The organism is Streptomyces sp. NBC_00459, from assembly GCF_036013955.1.
GTDB lineage: Bacteria > Actinomycetota > Actinomycetes > Streptomycetales > Streptomycetaceae > Streptomyces.
On the sequence record NZ_CP107903.1, the window covers coordinates 7,471,437 to 7,487,634 of the forward strand.

13 protein-coding genes and 3 pseudogenes are annotated in these 16,198 nt (G+C 69.6%); 9 read left to right on the plus strand and 7 right to left on the minus strand.

Annotation, left to right across the window (positions count from 1 at the left end; genetic code table 11):
* Positions 1-3: 3 nt before the first annotated feature.
* Complete coding sequence (locus OHN74_RS33065) at positions 4-1,197, minus strand: DUF3500 domain-containing protein (protein WP_327698219.1); 1,194 nt, start codon at positions 1,195-1,197, stop codon at positions 4-6.
* A 133-nt stretch (positions 1,198-1,330) separates the two neighbouring features.
* Here OHN74_RS33065 and OHN74_RS33070 point away from each other — a divergent pair, with 133 nt between their 5' ends.
* From OHN74_RS33070 to OHN74_RS33080, 3 genes are all read left to right on the plus strand, one after another.
* Positions 1,331-2,035: a response regulator transcription factor gene (locus tag OHN74_RS33070; protein WP_327698220.1), complete on the plus strand. Its 705-nt coding sequence runs from the start codon at positions 1,331-1,333 to the stop codon at positions 2,033-2,035.
* On the plus strand, positions 2,032-3,612 hold the full coding sequence (locus OHN74_RS33075) for a HAMP domain-containing sensor histidine kinase (RefSeq protein WP_327698221.1): 1,581 nt from the start codon (positions 2,032-2,034) through the stop codon (positions 3,610-3,612). Before OHN74_RS33070 ends, OHN74_RS33075 begins: the two co-directional genes overlap by 4 nt.
* A gap of 474 nt (positions 3,613-4,086) precedes the next feature.
* Entirely contained in the window at positions 4,087-5,607 is a 1,521-nt protein-coding gene (locus OHN74_RS33080; protein ID WP_327698222.1) for a catalase, read from the plus strand.
* A 111-nt stretch (positions 5,608-5,718) separates the two neighbouring features.
* Here OHN74_RS33080 and OHN74_RS33085 read toward each other — a convergent pair.
* The 4 genes and pseudogenes from OHN74_RS33085 to OHN74_RS33100 form a co-directional block, all read right to left on the minus strand.
* Positions 5,719-5,898 (minus strand): annotated as a pseudogene (locus OHN74_RS33085) (IS630 family transposase); the annotation flags it as partial.
* 31 nt (positions 5,899-5,929) lie between these two features.
* The gene (locus tag OHN74_RS33090) at positions 5,930-7,441 is read right to left on the minus strand and encodes an MFS transporter (RefSeq protein ID WP_327698223.1); all 1,512 of its coding nucleotides are present in this window, start codon (positions 7,439-7,441) and stop codon (positions 5,930-5,932) included.
* A gap of 227 nt (positions 7,442-7,668) precedes the next feature.
* Positions 7,669-8,484: a siderophore-interacting protein gene (locus OHN74_RS33095; RefSeq protein WP_327698224.1), complete on the minus strand. Its 816-nt coding sequence runs from the start codon at positions 8,482-8,484 to the stop codon at positions 7,669-7,671.
* Between the two features lie 23 nt (positions 8,485-8,507).
* Positions 8,508-9,080, minus strand: a complete 573-nt coding sequence (locus OHN74_RS33100) for a TetR/AcrR family transcriptional regulator (protein ID WP_327698225.1) — start codon at positions 9,078-9,080, stop codon at positions 8,508-8,510.
* Positions 9,081-10,345: 1,265 nt separating this feature from the next.
* Here OHN74_RS33100 and OHN74_RS33110 point away from each other — a divergent pair.
* The 4 genes from OHN74_RS33110 to OHN74_RS33125 all read left to right on the plus strand — a co-directional run bounded on the left by OHN74_RS33110 (position 10,346) and on the right by OHN74_RS33125 (position 13,038).
* Positions 10,346-10,696 (plus strand): PRC-barrel domain containing protein, encoded by a 351-nt coding sequence (locus OHN74_RS33110; protein ID WP_327698226.1) that lies wholly within the window; start codon positions 10,346-10,348, stop codon positions 10,694-10,696.
* 279 nt (positions 10,697-10,975) lie between these two features.
* Positions 10,976-11,320, plus strand: a complete 345-nt coding sequence (locus tag OHN74_RS33115) for a hypothetical protein (protein ID WP_327698227.1) — start codon at positions 10,976-10,978, stop codon at positions 11,318-11,320.
* Between the two features lie 52 nt (positions 11,321-11,372).
* Positions 11,373-12,341, plus strand: a complete 969-nt coding sequence (locus OHN74_RS33120; RefSeq protein ID WP_327698228.1) for an LLM class F420-dependent oxidoreductase — start codon at positions 11,373-11,375, stop codon at positions 12,339-12,341.
* A gap of 19 nt (positions 12,342-12,360) precedes the next feature.
* The gene (locus OHN74_RS33125) at positions 12,361-13,038 is read left to right on the plus strand and encodes an HAD family hydrolase (RefSeq protein ID WP_327698229.1); all 678 of its coding nucleotides are present in this window, start codon (positions 12,361-12,363) and stop codon (positions 13,036-13,038) included.
* Positions 13,039-13,379: 341 nt separating this feature from the next.
* On the opposite strand, the pseudogene OHN74_RS33130 reads toward OHN74_RS33125, so the two are convergent.
* A pseudogene (locus tag OHN74_RS33130) lies at positions 13,380-13,601 on the minus strand (FAD-dependent oxidoreductase); the annotation flags it as partial.
* Between the two features lie 20 nt (positions 13,602-13,621).
* Positions 13,622-14,581: a helix-turn-helix domain-containing protein gene (locus OHN74_RS33135; protein ID WP_327698230.1), complete on the minus strand. Its 960-nt coding sequence runs from the start codon at positions 14,579-14,581 to the stop codon at positions 13,622-13,624.
* A 223-nt stretch (positions 14,582-14,804) separates the two neighbouring features.
* On the opposite strand from OHN74_RS33135, the gene OHN74_RS33140 reads away from it, so the two are divergent.
* Together OHN74_RS33140 and OHN74_RS33145 are read left to right on the plus strand one after the other, a co-directional pair.
* Positions 14,805-15,650 carry an SDR family oxidoreductase gene (locus OHN74_RS33140; protein ID WP_327698231.1) on the plus strand — a complete coding sequence of 282 codons (846 nt, stop codon included), beginning with the start codon at positions 14,805-14,807 and terminating at the stop codon, positions 15,648-15,650.
* A gap of 18 nt (positions 15,651-15,668) precedes the next feature.
* Positions 15,669-16,058, plus strand: a pseudogene (locus OHN74_RS33145) (nitroreductase/quinone reductase family protein); the annotation flags it as partial.
* Between the last annotated feature and the right edge of the window lie 140 nt (positions 16,059-16,198).

The window sequence follows — 16,198 nt, forward strand, 5'->3', positions numbered from 1 at the left end:
CCGTCAGTTCCAGCCGTAGTCGGCGGTCTCGTCCCGGAAGATCGTGTGCTGGTGGATCTCGTCGGTCGAGGCGCCGGGCTGGTTGGAGAACTCGATCCAGGCGGACGGGCCGTCGAGGCGTACGTAGGTCTGGTCGTTGTCGAGGGTCGTGCCGCCGCTCCACCCGATGTACGTCTTGTCGTACTCGGAGGCGTATTTGGCGAGGAGCCGCTTGGCGGCGGCCTCGTCCAGGTCGTCCACCCACGCCTTCAGCATCGCGGTGACCTTGGCCTGCTGCTTCTTGGTGAGGGAGCTGACGAGCACGCCCTCGGGGTCCGTCGGGAAGGGGCCGTCGTTGCCCGGGCCCAGGAACAGGTCGTCGAAGCTGCCGTCGATCTCGGCGGAGGTCAGCTCGGTCGAGGTCAGGGACTGGATCGCGCCGATGGTGGCGGTCCGCTTGTCCTCCATGGGGGCGTAGAACATCTCCTCCCAGTTGAACTCCATCGGCTCGACGGCGGTCAGGGTCGGGGAGATGGACACGTTCTGGCCGGCGTAGGTGAGGTTGTACGCGGCGTGGTGGCCGCCGTACTGGAGGGTGAACTGGCCGGTCTTGCTGGGCTGTCCGAAGAAGGAGATGTAGTACCACTCGGAGCCGAAGTTGGCGCCACCGCCACCACCGCCGCCGCCCGGGGGACGGGTGCCCCCACCGGTGGGAGCACCGGTCGGGGTGCCGGTCGGAGTCGTGGTCGGGCTGTCGGTCGGGGTGGCCGACGGGGTGCCGGTCGCGTCGCCGGCCGTCAGCGAGGCCAGGTAGTCGTCGGCCTTGCGGATCTCGACGAGTTCCTCGTACCCCTGCTTGCTGAGCGCGGCCTCCATGACCTTCAGGGCCGCGGCCTCCTGCTCGTCGGTGAGGTCACCCAGCTTGAGGCCGTTGCGCTCCACGACAGGGGTCGGGAAGTTGGACCAGCCGGTCTTCTTGGCCGCGTCGTCGAAGTCGTACAGGACGGTGTCCTGCTGCTCGGCGGAGAGCGTCGCCAGGAACGCGTCGGCGGCGGCCACGACCTTCGCGGTGTTCGCGCCTCCCACGCCCTTGACCTTCTTCGCGACCTGGGCCGCGTTCAGAGCCGCCGGGGCGACCGAGGACGTGCTGGTCGCGGCTGAACAGCCGGTGACGCCCAGGCTGACGCATACGGCCAGAGCTGTCATGGTGCGGCGCATGGAGACTCCTGTGGAGGGGGTGATCAGGAGATCCCATGGTGTGCGGCCGTCCTTGGACCCCGGCGGGAGCTGTTCGGGAATTGGATGAGAACCGACACGATGCCCCGGCAGCAGGTGGGCCATCATGAAGCGCATGCCGAACCGTGTCCTCATAGCCGACGACGACCGTGCGATCCGTGAATCCCTGGAACGCGCCCTGGAGTTGGAGGGCTACGAGGTCGTCACCGCCGTCGACGGGGTGGAGGCACTGACCCAGGCACGCCGGGGTTCCTTCCACGCGCTCGTCGTGGACGTGATGATGCCCCACGTCGACGGCGCCGGGGTGTGCCGGGTGCTGCGCGCCGACGGCGACCGCACCCCGGTCCTGATGCTCACCGCGCGGGCCGGCACGCCGGACCGCATCGCCGGCCTGGACGCGGGCGCCGACGACTATCTGCCCAAGCCCTTCGCGGTACCCGAACTGCTGGCGAGGCTACGGGCGTTGCTGCGCCGGGCCGCACTGACACCGGACGACGGCGAGGAAACCGACGCGGCCGGCTCCGAACTGCGGATCGCCGCCCTGCGGATCGACCTTTCCGGGCGGCGGGCCTGGTGGGGCGGGGCCGAACTGCGGTTGTCCAAGACCGAGTTCGACCTGCTGGAGCTGCTCGTGCGCAACGAGGGCATCGTGCTCGGCCACGCGGCCGTCTACCGGGAGATATGGGGCGAGGAGTTCGCCGTGGACGGCAAGAACCTCGCCGGTTACATCGGCTATCTGCGGCGCAAGCTGGGCGACGCCGGTGCGCCCGACCTCATCCACACCGTGCGGGGCGTGGGTTATGCGGTGCGGCGGCCATGAGCGCGTGGTCAGGGGTGGTCGCGCGGCTGAGGGCACGGCGACGGTCGCTGTCCCGGTCACTGTCACGGCTGTCGCCGGGGCCGAGGGGTTCGGGGTCGTGGGTGCGGGCGCGGGCACGCTTCGGTCTGAGTCTGCGTACGAGGTTCGCGCTCGCCTTCGCCGTCGTGGGTGCCGTGGTCGCCGTACTCGTCGGGCTGCTCAGCTACGGTGCCGCCTCCGACCGGGTCATGGCGGAGATCGACCGTTCGCTGCGGTCGGCCACGGTGGCCGCGGCCCAGAATCCCGACCAGGCGCTGTCGCTCTCCGAGGCGGTCGAGAGCGCCCCCGACCTCTACCCCGGCCCGGACCTGCCCGGTCCCGGCGACGAGGACGAGCGGACCGTCATCGCACGGGCCGTGGCCGAGGACGGCACCGTCACCCGACTGGGCGGCCCGGTCGTGCGGTTGCCCGTGTCCGCCATCGCGCGGACCCTCGCCGCCTCCGGCACCGCCGGACAGACGGACACCACCGAGGTCGTCGCCGACTCCCGCACCTTCCGCCTGCTGACCACCGCGCTCGGCGGTGACCGCGGTGCCCTGCAGGTGGCAGTTCCGGTCGACCAGACCCACTATGTGCTGGGCGGTATGGCCCGGGAGATCGCCGCAGCGAGTCTCGCGGTCATGCTCGCGGCGGCGGGCGCCGGATGGCTGCTCGCCCGGCGCATCACCCGACGCCTGGAACGGCTGGCCGGGGTCGCCGAGGAGGTCAGCTTCGGCGACCGGTTCGACGGCGCGGGACTGGTGGACGGACGCGACGAGGTCGGGCGGCTCTCGGCGTCCCTGAGCCGGATGCTCGGCCGGCTCGCCGCCGCCCGCGAGGCCCAGGAGCGGCTGGTGCAGGACGCCGCGCACGAACTGCGCACCCCGCTGACCAGCCTGCGTACGAACGCCAGTGTGCTGCGCCGCGTCACCGAACTCTCGCCGTACGCCCGTGACCGGCTCCTGGACGATGTGGAGGGCGAGACCGCAGAGCTCGGCCAACTGGTCGACGAACTGGTCGAGTTGGCCCTGGCCCGGGACCGGAAGGAGGCCGAGGAGTCGGTGGAACTGGCCGCGCTCGCCCGGCGCGTGGCTCAGCGCGTCCATCGGCGTACCGGACGCTTCGTCCTGCTCGACGTGGACGACTCCGTGATCAGGGGCCGCCGACAGGGGCTGGAACGGGCGGTGGGCAACCTGCTGGAGAACGCCGCCAAGTTCGACGCCGGCAGCGACTCTCCCGTCGAGGTGCGCATCCGGCAGGGGGAGATCACCGTCGCAGACCAGGGACCGGGCATCGCCCACCCTGATATCGAACGTGTATTCGATCGCTTCTATCGTGCCGACACCGCCCGCGCCCTGCCCGGCTCCGGACTCGGCCTGGCCATCGTCCGTGACATCGCCGAGGCCCACGGAGGCACGGTCTTCGCGCGGACCCGGCCGGGCGGGGGCGCGGAGGTGGGGTTCACCGTGGAGAGGGCCCGGCTGCTGGGACCGGAACCGCCGGGGGCGAGGGTGGCGGGAGACCGCCGGCGGACACAGGGGGCCAGGGGGACGTCGTAGAGGGCAGCAGGCCGTGGCCGGCGAACGGAATCCGTCCGCACGACCGCCCCCGGGTGCGGCGGTACCCGCGTACCGCCCCTCAGCTGTCCCGGAGGAGACCAGCCAACGCTGTGACCTGCGATGTCTGGCCGTCGCAGGCCGCTGTCCTGCATGAATGCCCTCTCGGTTGTCTCGCGCCACCAGTTTCTCCAGTTCCCCTTTCTCCAGTTCCCCCGGTTCCGTCGGCTGCTCCGTCGTCCGGCCGGCCGTCAGACCCCGCTCGCGCTGCTTGAGGACGGCGTGGCTCAAGCGGATCCGTCGCCCGGACGATGTTTGACGCGAGCGCTCGGGGTCACGCGGCTTGTGGGCCTCGGGAGGGCCGGCGACACCGAGGCCCGCTTGTCGGCGCGATGTGCGGCGCGTTCCGGCGTTTGCCCGTGTGCCCGTACCGCGCGACGACCGTGAACCCCGTCGACAGTCGGCAGAAGGAGTGTCATGACAGAGATCCGCCCCGCCACCACCACCGACTCGGGCGCTCCGGTGGAGAGCGACGAGCACTCACTGACCGTTGGACCCGGGGGGCCGGTCCTTCTGCAGGACGCCTACCTGATCGAGCAGATGGCGCAGTTCAACCGGGAGCGCATTCCCGAGCGCCAGCCGCACGCGAAAGGGAGCGGTGCTTTCGGTCACTTCGAGGTGAGCCACGACGTGAGCGCCTACACCAAGGCGGCCGTGTTCCAGCCGGGCACGCGCACCGACCTGGTCATCCGGTTCTCGACCGTGGCGGGGGAGCGTGGCAGCCCGGACACCTGGCGCGACCCGCGTGGTTTCGCGGTGAAGCTCTACACCAGCGAAGGCAACTACGACATGGTCGGCAACAACACGCCGGTCTTCTTCATCAAGGATCCGATGAAGTTCCAGCATTTCATCCGGTCCCAGAAGCGCCGCGCGGACAACAACCTGCGCGACCACGACATGCAGTGGGACTTCTGGACGCTCTCCCCGGAATCCGCCCATCAGGTCACCTGGCTGATGGGAGACCGCGGAATTCCGCGGACGTGGCGTCACATGAACGGGTATTCGTCGCACACCTACATGTGGATCAACGCCGACGGCGAGCGGTTCTGGGTGAAGTACCACTTCAAGACCGACCAGGGCATCGAGTTCTTCACCCAGCACGAGGCCGACCAGATGGTCGCCGTCGACACGGACTACCACACGCGTGACCTCTTCGAGCACATCCGTGACGGGGAGTACCCCAGCTGGACCCTCCACGTGCAGGTCATGCCGTACGAGGACGCCGCCGGCTACCGCTTCAACCCCTTCGACCTCACCAAGGTGTGGCCGCACGGCGACTACCCGCTCATCCCGGTCGGCCGTATGACGCTCGACCGCAACCCGACGGACAACCACGCCGAGATCGAGCAGGCGGCCTTCCAGCCGAACAACCTGGTCCCCGGCATCGGGCCGAGCCCGGACCGGATGCTTCTGGCCCGCCTGTTCTCGTACGGGGACGCGCACCGCCACCGGATCGGCGCCAACTACCAGCAGCTTCCGGTCAACGCGCCCGTCGTCGACGTCCACAGCTACTCCAAGGACGGCGCGATGGCCTACCGCAGGACGACGGACCCGGTCTACGCCCCGAACTCCAAGGGCGGCCCGGCCGCCGACACGGCCCGCTTCGGAACCCCGCCCGGCTGGGCGGCGGACGGCGAGATCACTCGTGCCGCCTACGTGTCCCACCCGGAGGACGACGACTGGGGGCAGCCGGGCACCCTGGTGCGCGAGGTCATGGACGACGCGGCCCGTGACCGCCTGGTCGACAACGTCGTAGGCCATCTCCTCAACGGGGTGAGCGAACCCGTCCTCGAACGCGCCTTCGCGTACTGGTCGAACATCGACGACACGATCGGCAAGCGCATCGCCGACGGCGTGCGGGCGAAGTCCCACGAGAAGGATCCGAAGGCGGCGGACCAGGGCAACCCCGCGCGCCGCGCCATGCAGCACAAGGCATAGAACCCGTCGGCTCCGCCTCTGTGGACGGGCGTTGGGCAGCGGTGGCGGCGACACCGTCGCGGATCCCGACGCAGGGTGCGGGATGCACCGTGCTCGCGCGAGCGGTCGGGGAAGGTCCTGCACACCCACCTCCGGTGAGCCGAGCAAGCAGCGCACCCCGTGAGTGCGGTGGTGGGTCGCGGGATGCCGCTCGGGCCGGCCCTGGTCCGCCCGGAATGACCCGGCGGTGTGGCAGATCCCGAGCGGCCCGAACTCATCGCAGGCGAACACCCGGTCCGGGAAGCGGTCGAGCGGGATCGGCCCGTGTGGACACCGGCCGCGGTCAGCCCATGTGGACGGGCGTCGCGCCCTCGGTGTGCTCCTGCTTGCCCGCGTTGACGGCCAGGAACGTGACCACCAGTCCGCCCAGGAACATGGCGCCCGAGGCGATGAAGGCCATGGTGTACCCGTGGGTCAGCGCCTCACCCGCCTTCGCGACCAGGGGGAGGTCCTGGGTGGCCTGGCCCCTGAAGAGGGTTGAGGCGGCATCGGGGAGCTTGTCGTTCGCGGCCGAGGTGGAGATGGTCGACAGGACCGCGAGCCCGAGTGCCCCGCCGATCTGCTGTGCGGTGTTCAGGAGCGCCGAGGCCATACCGGTGTCCTGGTGGTCGACGCCGCTCACCGCGCCCAGTGTCATCGGGACGAAGCTCAGGCCGAGCCCGACCGCGGTGACGAACATCGCCGGCAGGAGATGTCCGGCGTAGGAGGAGTCGGGTTCCAGGGCGGCGAACCAGAGCATGCCGCCCGCGCCGACCAGCAGGCCCGGTCCGGCGATCAGCCGGGGAGACAGGCGGGTGACCAGCTTGGAGCTCATGCCGGCGGCGGTCCCCATGCCTATCGTGAAGGGCAGGAAGGCGAAGCCGGTCCTGATGGCGCTGTAGCCGAGGATCAGCTGCATGTAGAGCGTCAGGAAGTAGAACATGGCGAACAGGCCCGCACCGATGAACAGCATCGTGCCGTAACTGCCTGAACGGTTGCGGTCCTTGAACAGTCGCAGCGGCATCATCGGGTCCGCGGCGCGTGCCTGGATGACGAGGAACGCCGCCAGGAGTACGGCGGCCGTCGCGAAGGACGCCGGCGTCGGACCGTTCGTCCAGCCGTGCTCACCGCCGCGTGTGATGCCGTAGACGAGGGCGATCAGACCGCCGGTTCCGGTGATGGCGCCGGGGACGTCCAGGCGGCCCGGGTGCCGCTCGGCCTCGACGAGGGATTTCGTGCCGGCGAGGACGGCCAGGCCGATGGGGATGTTGACGAAGAACACCCAGCGCCAGTCGAGCGCGTCGGTCAGCGTGCCGCCCATCAGCAGTCCGACCGTGGCACCGACGCCGCCCATGGCCGCGTACACACCCATGGCCGTGTTGCGTGACTTGCCGGCCGGGAAGGTGGTGGTGATCAGGGCCAGCGCGTTGGGTGCGGCGAGGGCGGCGCCGATGCCCTGGAGGATGCGGGCGCCGATCAACATGCTCTCGTTCGGGGCGAGTCCGCCCAGCAGAGAGGCGAGCGTGAAGACGGCGATGCCTGCCTGGAACAGGCGTCGCCGGCCGAAGAGGTCGCCCGCTTTGCCGCCGAGCAGCATCAGGCCGCCGAAGGCCAGCGCGTAGGAGTTGACGATCCACGCCAGGTTCGCGTTGGAGACACCCAGGTCGGTCTGGATGGCGGGCAGGGCGATGTTGGTGATGGTGGCGTCGAGGATCACCATCAGCTGGGCCGTGGCGATCACGAAGAGCGCCAGGCCGAGGTGCCGGCCGCCCGGGGAGGCCCCGGACGCATCGGTACCCGGCTGTCCTGGGGGCATGGTTGTGCTGTCGGCAGACAAGGGAGAACTCCAAAGGGTGGGCGAGGGGCGCGGAAAGGTGATTCACCCGGGCTGCGAAGAGACGTGGGATGTCACATCCGGGTCCGGGTCCGGCGCCCGGACGGAATGGGCACACAGGCGGGCGGCACGTCGTCGAGTGCCGTGCGGGGAGGCGGAGTTGCTCGCGGTGGCACGCGGGACGCGCGAATCCGGGGCGGCGATCCCTCTCAGCCGGGGCTGCTCCTGCCGTGCTTCCAGTAGCCGAGGAAGGAGATGTCGGACTTCGGGACGCCCTGGTCCTTGACCAGGTGGCGCCGCAGGCCGGTGGGAAGGCCGCTCTCGCCCGCGACCCAGCAGTGGACGGGCTGCCCCGGGAGGAGTTTCCAGGAGGACGTGACCGTCTTGAGGGCCAGTTGTCCGGGGATGGCGGTGTGGTCGTCGCGGGGCAGCCAGTGGACGGTGACGCCGGTGGGTGCCGCGACGGGTCGGATGTCCCTGGCGGTGGGCACTTCGAGGTAGGCGTCTCCGGTGAGATCGGGCGGTGACTGCTCCAGGATGGACAGGAGAGCCGGTACGGCGCTCTCGTCGCCGACGAGCAGCTGGGACCGGGCGGCCGGGGTGGGGAGGTACCCGATCCCTTCGGGAAACAGGCCCACCGGGTCTCCGGGGCGGGCATGCAGGGCGAACGCGGAGGCGGGGCCGGCGTCGGCGTGGTCACCGTGCAGGACGAAGGCGATGTCCATTTCGCATGCTTCGGGGCGGAACGCGCGCACGGTGTAGAGGCGGACCCAGGGGCGGACGGCCGGCCGCATGAGCAGGAACTGGGCCAGCCAGCCGTTGTGCGAGGCGGTCGGCATGGCGAGTTCCCGCTGGCCGTCGCGGCGGAAGAACAGCCGGCATGCCTGGTCGAACCCCATGGGATCGAAGTCCGCCAGGTCGGGGCCCTGGATGGTGAGGGTGACGAAGCTCGGGCTGGTGCGTTCGGTGCGGGTGACCTCGGCGCGGTGCATCCTGCGCCGGGTCGGTGACTTGTGTCGGGGCATGGTGGCGCTCCCGGTGGGATGGGTCAGGCGGTGTGGGTGAAGGCGGGCAGGAGGATCTCGTCCGTCAGACGTTCGAGGAACGCGTCGGTGACGGGGACGCCCGCCACGAGAATCCGATTCATCAGCACGCCCTGCGCCAGCTCGCTGAGCCAGGACGGGTCCGTATCGGTACGCAGTTCGCCGCGGGCCTGGGCCCGGTCGATGACCTCTTCCCACATGCCGTCGAGGGGCTGGGCGAGCTGACGTTCGGTCGCCTCGCGCAGGTCCGCGTCACGGCGGATGGCGTCCACGAGGTTGCTCAGCATGGCGCCGTCCCGCTTGAGCCAGTTGCTGATCAGCCGCAGGGCTTCGAGGACGTCGGCGCGGAAGCTGCCCTGGTCGGGCACGGTGAAGGAGAAGTCCACCCGGCGGCGTACGGCGTCGATGACCAGTTCGTGCTTGGTCGGCCATCGTCGGTAGAGGGTCGTCTTGGACACGCCCGCCCTGGCCGCCATGGCGTCGAACGTCAGCCGGTCGAAGCCGACCTCGCTGAGCAGTTCCACGGCAATGGTGAGGATGTGGCGCTCGCGCTCTCGGATCTTTGCCTGGGATTGCATAGTACGAAACTGTAGCGTACTGATGAGGTAAGGCAACCCTTATTTTTTTGCATCCGAGGAGAGGTGACCCGAGTCACCGACCCCCGACGCGCCCCGCCACCTGCCGGCGATCTGCCGGAGCTGAGGCGGCGCCTGCGTCAACACCCTGATTGCTGTTTCGGCGCATTCACCATCCCGGTCGTCCATCGGGCGAAGGGGAGGCCTTGGGCCGACCTTTTTTGCGGCCGCCCGTAGGCGGGTCGAACTATGTCGAACCATGGGGAGGCGGCAGAGAAATGTGCCACTGAGGACTTCGATGGCGGACAGTGGTTGTGGGTGCATGTCACAGCAGGGCAACAGAACAACTGGAGCGGGCTGAAAGGTTTTGACGGGGGCACTCGGTTTGTTGCGGCACCGATGGGTGCTGCTCCCTGAGGGAAAGAGAAGCTCGTGTATATAGGTCTGGGTACCGTCGTCGTCATCATTGTCATCGTGGCTGTCGTCCTGATGCTGCGCCGCCGCTGAACCGTGCCGCTCGTGGCGCATTGTCAGCCATGATCACAGCCCGCCCTGGAATCCCGTCCTCGGATACCTGGGCGGGCATGGTCGCGATTCGGTGGAGGGCGGCGGCAGTGCTGTGCGAACTGCGCGGCACGCTGACCGCGTCTGGCCCGGCGCAGGAAATCCACGACATCGTGGTCGGGGTGGCTCCTGCTTCTCGGCACGCCCCATGAGTAACCAGCTTCGCCCGTCTCATGCGGACCGACCGTGCCGACCGGGCGTTCCTGGACATCGCCACCGCCCGGCACGGTAACCGGATCGGCGGCCGTGACGGAGGCAGGTCTCGGTCGGGGCGGTCTGCGCCACGCCGTGGCAGTGAGGCCCGAAAACACTCGCATGTCATACGGCGAGGCGGGCAACAAGCCATTTCGGGAAGGGGAATCGACATGGCTGTGTTGATTCTTCCATCTACTTCTCCTCACCGTGATATCGGGTGGCGCCGGATTCGCCCTTCACGTTCTGTGATGGATCGCCGTCGCTGTAGCCGTAGCCCTTCTACGGCTCCCGGGATTCTTCTTCAGGAGTGCCGGAACCGGTGGAGCGGGCGGCCCTTGGTACCGCTGGTGAGCCGACTGCCCGTACCGTCCGTCGCGTCGACGGATACGCGGAACGAAAACAAATTGTGTGGGACGAGAAACGGTGGGCACTCGATCCACCGAGGGACGCCCACTGAAATATCGGACGGGCTTCCTCGGTATTCACGTACTGCAAGGGGAGGTTTTTGTATGACGGACAACATGTGGGGCTACCCGGCCGAGTCGGGACACCGGACGGGGACTGACCTGATCGGATTCAAGGTCGAGGCGAGCGACGGCTCGATCGGCAAGGTCGACAAGCACTCCGAGGATGTCGGAGCCGCGTACATCGTCGTCGACACCGGAGTGTGGATCTTCGGCAAGCAGGTTCTGCTCCCTGCCGGTGTCATCTCGTCCATCGACGTCGCGGAGCGGACGATCCATGTCGGCCGTACCAAGGACGAGATCAAGAACTCCCCCGAGTTCGACAAGGACAAGCACGTCGGTGACCCCGGCTACCACGAGCAGCTCGGCGGCTACTACAGAGACCACCGAGCCTGACCGACACCCCGCAGCACACGGGGCGGGCACCGGCGTTCTGCCGGTGCCCGCCCTTCGCCGTGCCCGGCAGGCCCACCGGTGGCCTGGACACCCGCACGGTCCGGGACGTCGAGGTCCGCATCATCGTCGGCCCTCGGGGTACCTGCGCCTGACACCCGCCCCGCGCGAGGAAGCGCGAGGGCCGTGAGCACCGCCTCGGCTCCTGCGGCCGGGTGCTGGCCCCGAGAACGGGTGCCTCTGATCATCCACGTTCCGTCGCATGCAAGGAGAGTGAGCCTGATGGCCACTGTGTCCCTCACCGGAGTGTCCAAGAAGGACGCCGCCACCGTGTTCGGCGTTCTGCGGACGGCGTTCCCCGCAGACCGGCCTGTCGACGACGTGCCCGAGGAGCAACCGGGCGGTGACTCCGTCGTGTGGAGCGCGGAGTTCGAGCCGACGCGGGAGTGGATCCCGACCGATCCGATCCCCCTGGAGGGCCCGGTCTCCGCCACGCTGCAGGGCGGCTACACAGCCGTGGACCAGCTCCGCGAAGCCCTGGGTGTCACGTTCGCCGTGGACGAGCGGGGCGCGGCGTCGGGAGACCAGGAGAAGGAGGTCGATCTTCGGCTCACGACGAAGCGGTGACGGGAAGGAGCGCCGTCCTGTCACGATCCCGACCCACGAGGAGATGAGCGGCATGGTGCAGATCGGGTACACGATGATGACCGAGCAGGCGGGCCCGCGGGAGCTTGTCGGCCATGTGGTCGGCGCCGAACGCGCCGGGTTCGACTTCTCGGTCACGTCCGACCACTACTTCCCGTGGCTGGAGTCCCAGGGCCACGCCTCCTACGCGTGGAGTGTGCTCGGCGCCGCCGCGCAGGCCACCGAACGCATTCCCCTGATGACGTACGTGACGTGCCCCACGACCCGCTACCACCCGGCGGTCGTCGCCCAGAAGGCCGCCACCGTGCAGCTTCTCTCCCAGGGGCGATTCCGTCTGGGACTCGGTTCCGGGGAGAACCTCAACGAGCATGTGGTGGGCGGGGGCTGGCCCGCCGCGCATGTCCGGCTGGAGAGGCTGGAGGAGGCCGTGGAGATCATCCGCTCGCTGTTCGCGGGGGAGAACGTCAACCACCACGGGGTCCACTTCGACGTGGAGAACGCCAGGTTGTGGGATCTGCCCGACGCGCCCCCGCCGATCGGTGTCGCCGTCTCGGGAGACCGCTCGTGCCAACTCGCCGGTCACCTGGCCGACTTGCTGATCGCCACCGAACCGAGGCCGGAACTGATCTCCGCGTTCGACCTGCACGGTGGCACGGGCAAGCTCAAGGTCGGCCAGCTGCCGATCTGTTACGACACCGACCGCGACGCGGCGATCGCCCGTGCCCATGACCAGTTCCGCTGGTTCGGTGGCGGCTGGCCGGTCAACTCCGAACTGCCCGGTCCCGCCGCGTTCGAGGGTGCCACACAGTCCGTACGGCCCGAGGACGTGGCCGGGTCCATTCCCTGCGGCGACGACGTGGACGCGGTCGTCGAGGCCGTACGCCCTTACGTCGACGCGGGGTTCACCGAGGTCGCCCTCGTCCAGATCGGCGGCGAGCACCAGGAGCCGTACCTGGAATGGGCCGAGCAGAAGCTGCTGCCCGCCCTCCGCTACGAGCTGTGAGAGGGCGAGGGCACCCGTCATGACCACGAACCGCGCCGCGATCTTCGACGTGGACGGAACGCTCGTCGACACCAATCACCTGCATGTCGTCACCTGGTGGGAGGCGCTGCGTCAGGCGGGCCACCGTGTCCCCATGCGGGAGATCCACCGTGCCGTGGGACTCAGCGCCGGCGATCTGCTGGACCATCTGCTCGGTGACGGCGACGCCCGTGATCCCGACGAGGACGAGCAGCTCGATGCCGCCCATCACGCCCTCTACGCCACGTACTTCGAGCGGCTGCCGGTCCTGGACTCGGCGGGCGATCTGCTGCGCGCCCTGGCCGGGTGGGGCTGGACGGTCGTCCTGGCGACCTCGGCGAGCGGCGCGGAACTGGCCGCGCTGCGACGTGCCATAGGTGCGGACGAGGTCATCGTCGGGGCGGCCGGCGCGGACGACGTCGCCGACGGCAAACCGGCCCCCGGTCCCGTCCGGCAGGCCAGGGAGCTCGCCGGTGTGCCCAGTGAACGGGCCGTGTTCGTCGGCGACACCGTCTGGGACATGCAGGCAGCCCTGCGGGACGGAGTGCTTCCGGTGGCGGTCCTCTCCGGCGGGATTCCCCGCGCGGACCTGGAGGCCGCCGGTGCCCAGGCGGTCTACCGCGACGCCGCCGACCTCCTCGCCCACCTGGACTCCAGCGTCTTCGCCGACCGGGAGTGACCTGATCCTGGGGCGTTACGAGGTCGGGCGCTGGTGAGGACGGAGTCGTCCTGGGGCGGGCGCCGGGCAGTCGGTGCCGGCGACGTGCTTGCGCATACCGCGAGTTGACGCGATGCGCGAGTCGGGGACGCGCAGCCGCGTCCTGCCGTGGGTGGCGTGCGAGCAGGGTTCGAGCGTGCCCAAGCCCCGGTGCTACCCGTGCCGAATGAGCCGGTCCGGCAAGCGGATGGCCATCGACCGGGTGGCCATCGACGTGTCCGCGCTCACGTTCTGTGACGTCAGCGGACTCAACGCCTCCTGGACGCTACCCAGCAATACCATCGCTCCCCGCAAAGGCCGGTCGTCGCTTCGGCCGTCGTGCGAGCGGTGCCCCCGGCGGCGAGCCGTCCGGCCTCCAGTACGGCGACCTCGCGTCCCTGCCCGGCCAGTTCCCAGGCCGTACCGAGTCCCGCGATGCCGCCCCCGATCACCGCGACATCGACGGAGAGGTCACGGGTCGGCAGGGGAGCGGTTGGCTCGCCGGGTGGTGCCGCTGCCGCTACTCCGCCAGAGTTGCGGTGGATCGCCCCGCGTGACTCGTCGGTCAGTCGGGTGTCTCGCCCGAGTCGGCGGGCTGGGAGTCGTCGGTCGGCGCGGACCGCTCGATGTCGTCGTTGGTCGCGGCCCAGCTGGCCAGCAGGTTGAGGGCGTCCTGCGAGGGTGATTGGGGCTCGGCGGTGTAGGTGAGGAGGAACTGGCTGGGGCCGTCGGGGAGCGGGAAGGTTTCGAAGGGCAGGTCGAGGTCACCGACGACCGGATGGTGGAGGAGCTTCACGCCCGTGGTGTGCATCCGGACGTTGTGGGCGGCCCAGCGGCGGCGGAATTCCTCGCTGCGGGTGGACAGTTCCCCGATCAGGTCCGTCAGCCGCCGGTCGTAGAGGTCGCGGCCGGCTTCGGCACGCAGCATGGCGACCGTGTCATTGGCGACTTCGTCCCAGTGGCGGAAGAACTCGGTCGCGTGGGGGCTGAGGAAGACGAACCGTGCGTTGTTCGGTGGCCGTGCCGGGTCGGCGTAGACGGGGGAGAACAGGGCGCGCCCGAGGTGGTTGGCGGCCAGGATGTCCCCGCGTCCGCCGAGGATGAACGCGGGGGTGCCGGCCATCGAGTCGAGGACGCGCTGCACGGCGGGCCGTACGCGTTGCTGGGCGGGGCGGCGGCGTGGCGGACGGGTCGTGCCGGCGCCGCGCAGCAGGTCGAGCAGGTGGATGCGTTCGGCCTCGTCGAGCTGCAGTGCCTGTGCGATGCCGTCGATGACGCTCTCGGAGACGCCGGTGGCGTTGCCGCGCTCCAGCCGGGTGTAGTACTCGCTGGAGATGCCCGCGAGGAGGGCGACCTCCTCGCGGCGCAGGCCGGTGACCCGGCGGCGCTCTCCGCCGTACAGGGGCAGTCCGGCCTGCTCGGGGGTGACCCTGGCCCGCCGCGTGCCAAGGAATTCCCGGATCTCCGCGCGGAATTCGTCACGGATGTCGCGGTTGCTGCCTTTGGGGTCGTTTCTGCCTGCCATGCACTTCACTCTACGAGCGAGTCCGCCGCGCTGGGGGTCCCTGTCAGTGACCCCCTCATCAGGGACTCCCACGCTCCCGTGCCAAGCGGTTCTGTTGGTGGTGCACCGCCCACGGCGGTGTGAACGGCCCGGATACGGCGGCGCTCGTGTCGCCGGGCCGCACGTATCCCCCCCGCACACACCGGGTGCCCGACCACGGTGCCCCAACAGAGCTAGGACCCCCATGAGCAAGGTCATTCTCGTCACCGGTGCCGGACGCGGTCTGGGCATGGACATCGCCCGCGAGGCCCTCGCCGCCGGTCACCAGGTCGTCGCCACCGGCCGCCGCCCCGAGGAGGTCGAGAAGACCCTGGGCGGGCCGCAGGACAACCTGCTGGTCACCAGGCTGGACGTCACCAGCCCGGAGGACGCCGAGGCCGCCGCGCAGGCCGCCGTCGACCGCTTCGGCCGCATCGACGTCCTGATCAACAACGCCGGGAACCTGTTCACCGGCTACTTCGAGGAGATCTCGCCCGCGCAGATGCGCCGGCAGTTCGAGACCAACCTCTTCGGCCCCATGAACGTCACCCGCGCTGTCCTGCCCATCCTGCGCGAGCAGCGTGCCGGGCACGTCATCACGATCACCTCGACCGCCGGCCTGGTCGGCATGGAGTTCACCTCCGCCTACGCCGCCTCCAAGTTCGCCGAAGAGGGCTGGATGGAGTCCCTGCGTCACGACGTCGAGCCGTACGACATCCACACCACGATCGTGGAGCCCGGCTACTTCCGCACCGAACTCCTCGTGGACGGCTCCACCACCTGGCCCGAACTGTCCATCGACGACTACGCCCCGCGCACCGCCCCGCGGATCGAGGGCATGAAGAGCATGAACGGCAAGCAGCCCGGTGACCCCGCCAAGCTCGCCCGCGCCCTGCTCACCATCGCCCAGCAGGAGAAGCCGCTCCAGCGATTCGTCGCCGGTGCGGACGCCATCGAGGCCGCCGAGGCCAAGGCGAAGGAACTCCTCGCCCAGGCCGAGGTGTCCCGCGAGCTGGGCGGCAGCCTCGCCCACGACGACACCCACGTCTGAGAGGGACGACATGCCCCTCAAGGCGAGTACGAGCCGAGCAACGCGCAGTTCGTACGTGACCAGGTCGAACTCCGCGAAAGCTCCGGCGGCACGCAGGGGACGACGCTGAGTGTCCTGGTCGTAGGGGAAGAGGACGAAAGGCTCCGGGACCTGCCCGTCGTCATCGCCTCCATGGCGGGAGCCCTCACCCACCCGGTCCGGTACCACAACGCGGTGGCCGACCCCCGGGGCGAACTCCAGGACGGCCCGGTGCGCCAGGACACGCCGGCACGCGAGGTGACCGGGGACGAGAAGGCCCTGTGGTGGGCCCGAGCTGTCGAGGCGTTCCCCGAATACGCCGAGCACCAGAAGAAAACGGACCGTGGGATCCCCGTCCTCGTTCCGGAACCGGCGGCCCACGAGCACTGACCCGGTGCGGCCGGTCCAGCCCGCGGATGCCATGGCTGGTCGGTGCGCGGATGGCCGCCTGGACGAAGCAGATCACGACGACCGCAGCATCAATGTCCTCGGCAGCCCGACCCACGACGGCACCGTCGCCTGCGCAACGC

What these genes read in the sequence shown, in the direction of transcription:
- OHN74_RS33065 (WP_327698219.1), bottom strand. Translation starts at nt 1,197, where the DNA reads ATGCGCCGCACCATGACAGCTCTGGCCGTATGCGTCAGCCTGGGCGTC.
- OHN74_RS33070 (WP_327698220.1), top strand. Translation starts at nt 1,331, where the DNA reads ATGCCGAACCGTGTCCTCATAGCCGACGACGACCGTGCGATCCGTGAA.
- OHN74_RS33075 (WP_327698221.1), top strand. Translation starts at nt 2,032, where the DNA reads ATGAGCGCGTGGTCAGGGGTGGTCGCGCGGCTGAGGGCACGGCGACGG.
- OHN74_RS33135 (WP_327698230.1), bottom strand. Translation starts at nt 14,581, where the DNA reads ATGGCAGGCAGAAACGACCCCAAAGGCAGCAACCGCGACATCCGTGAC.
- OHN74_RS33080 (WP_327698222.1), top strand. Translation starts at nt 4,087, where the DNA reads ATGACAGAGATCCGCCCCGCCACCACCACCGACTCGGGCGCTCCGGTG.
- OHN74_RS33090 (WP_327698223.1), bottom strand. Translation starts at nt 7,441, where the DNA reads ATGCCCCCAGGACAGCCGGGTACCGATGCGTCCGGGGCCTCCCCGGGC.
- OHN74_RS33120 (WP_327698228.1), top strand. Translation starts at nt 11,373, where the DNA reads ATGGTGCAGATCGGGTACACGATGATGACCGAGCAGGCGGGCCCGCGG.
- OHN74_RS33115 (WP_327698227.1), top strand. Translation starts at nt 10,976, where the DNA reads ATGGCCACTGTGTCCCTCACCGGAGTGTCCAAGAAGGACGCCGCCACC.
- OHN74_RS33125 (WP_327698229.1), top strand. Translation starts at nt 12,361, where the DNA reads ATGACCACGAACCGCGCCGCGATCTTCGACGTGGACGGAACGCTCGTC.
- OHN74_RS33140 (WP_327698231.1), top strand. Translation starts at nt 14,805, where the DNA reads ATGAGCAAGGTCATTCTCGTCACCGGTGCCGGACGCGGTCTGGGCATG.
- OHN74_RS33095 (WP_327698224.1), bottom strand. Translation starts at nt 8,484, where the DNA reads ATGCCCCGACACAAGTCACCGACCCGGCGCAGGATGCACCGCGCCGAG.
- OHN74_RS33110 (WP_327698226.1), top strand. Translation starts at nt 10,346, where the DNA reads ATGACGGACAACATGTGGGGCTACCCGGCCGAGTCGGGACACCGGACG.
- OHN74_RS33100 (WP_327698225.1), bottom strand. Translation starts at nt 9,080, where the DNA reads ATGCAATCCCAGGCAAAGATCCGAGAGCGCGAGCGCCACATCCTCACC.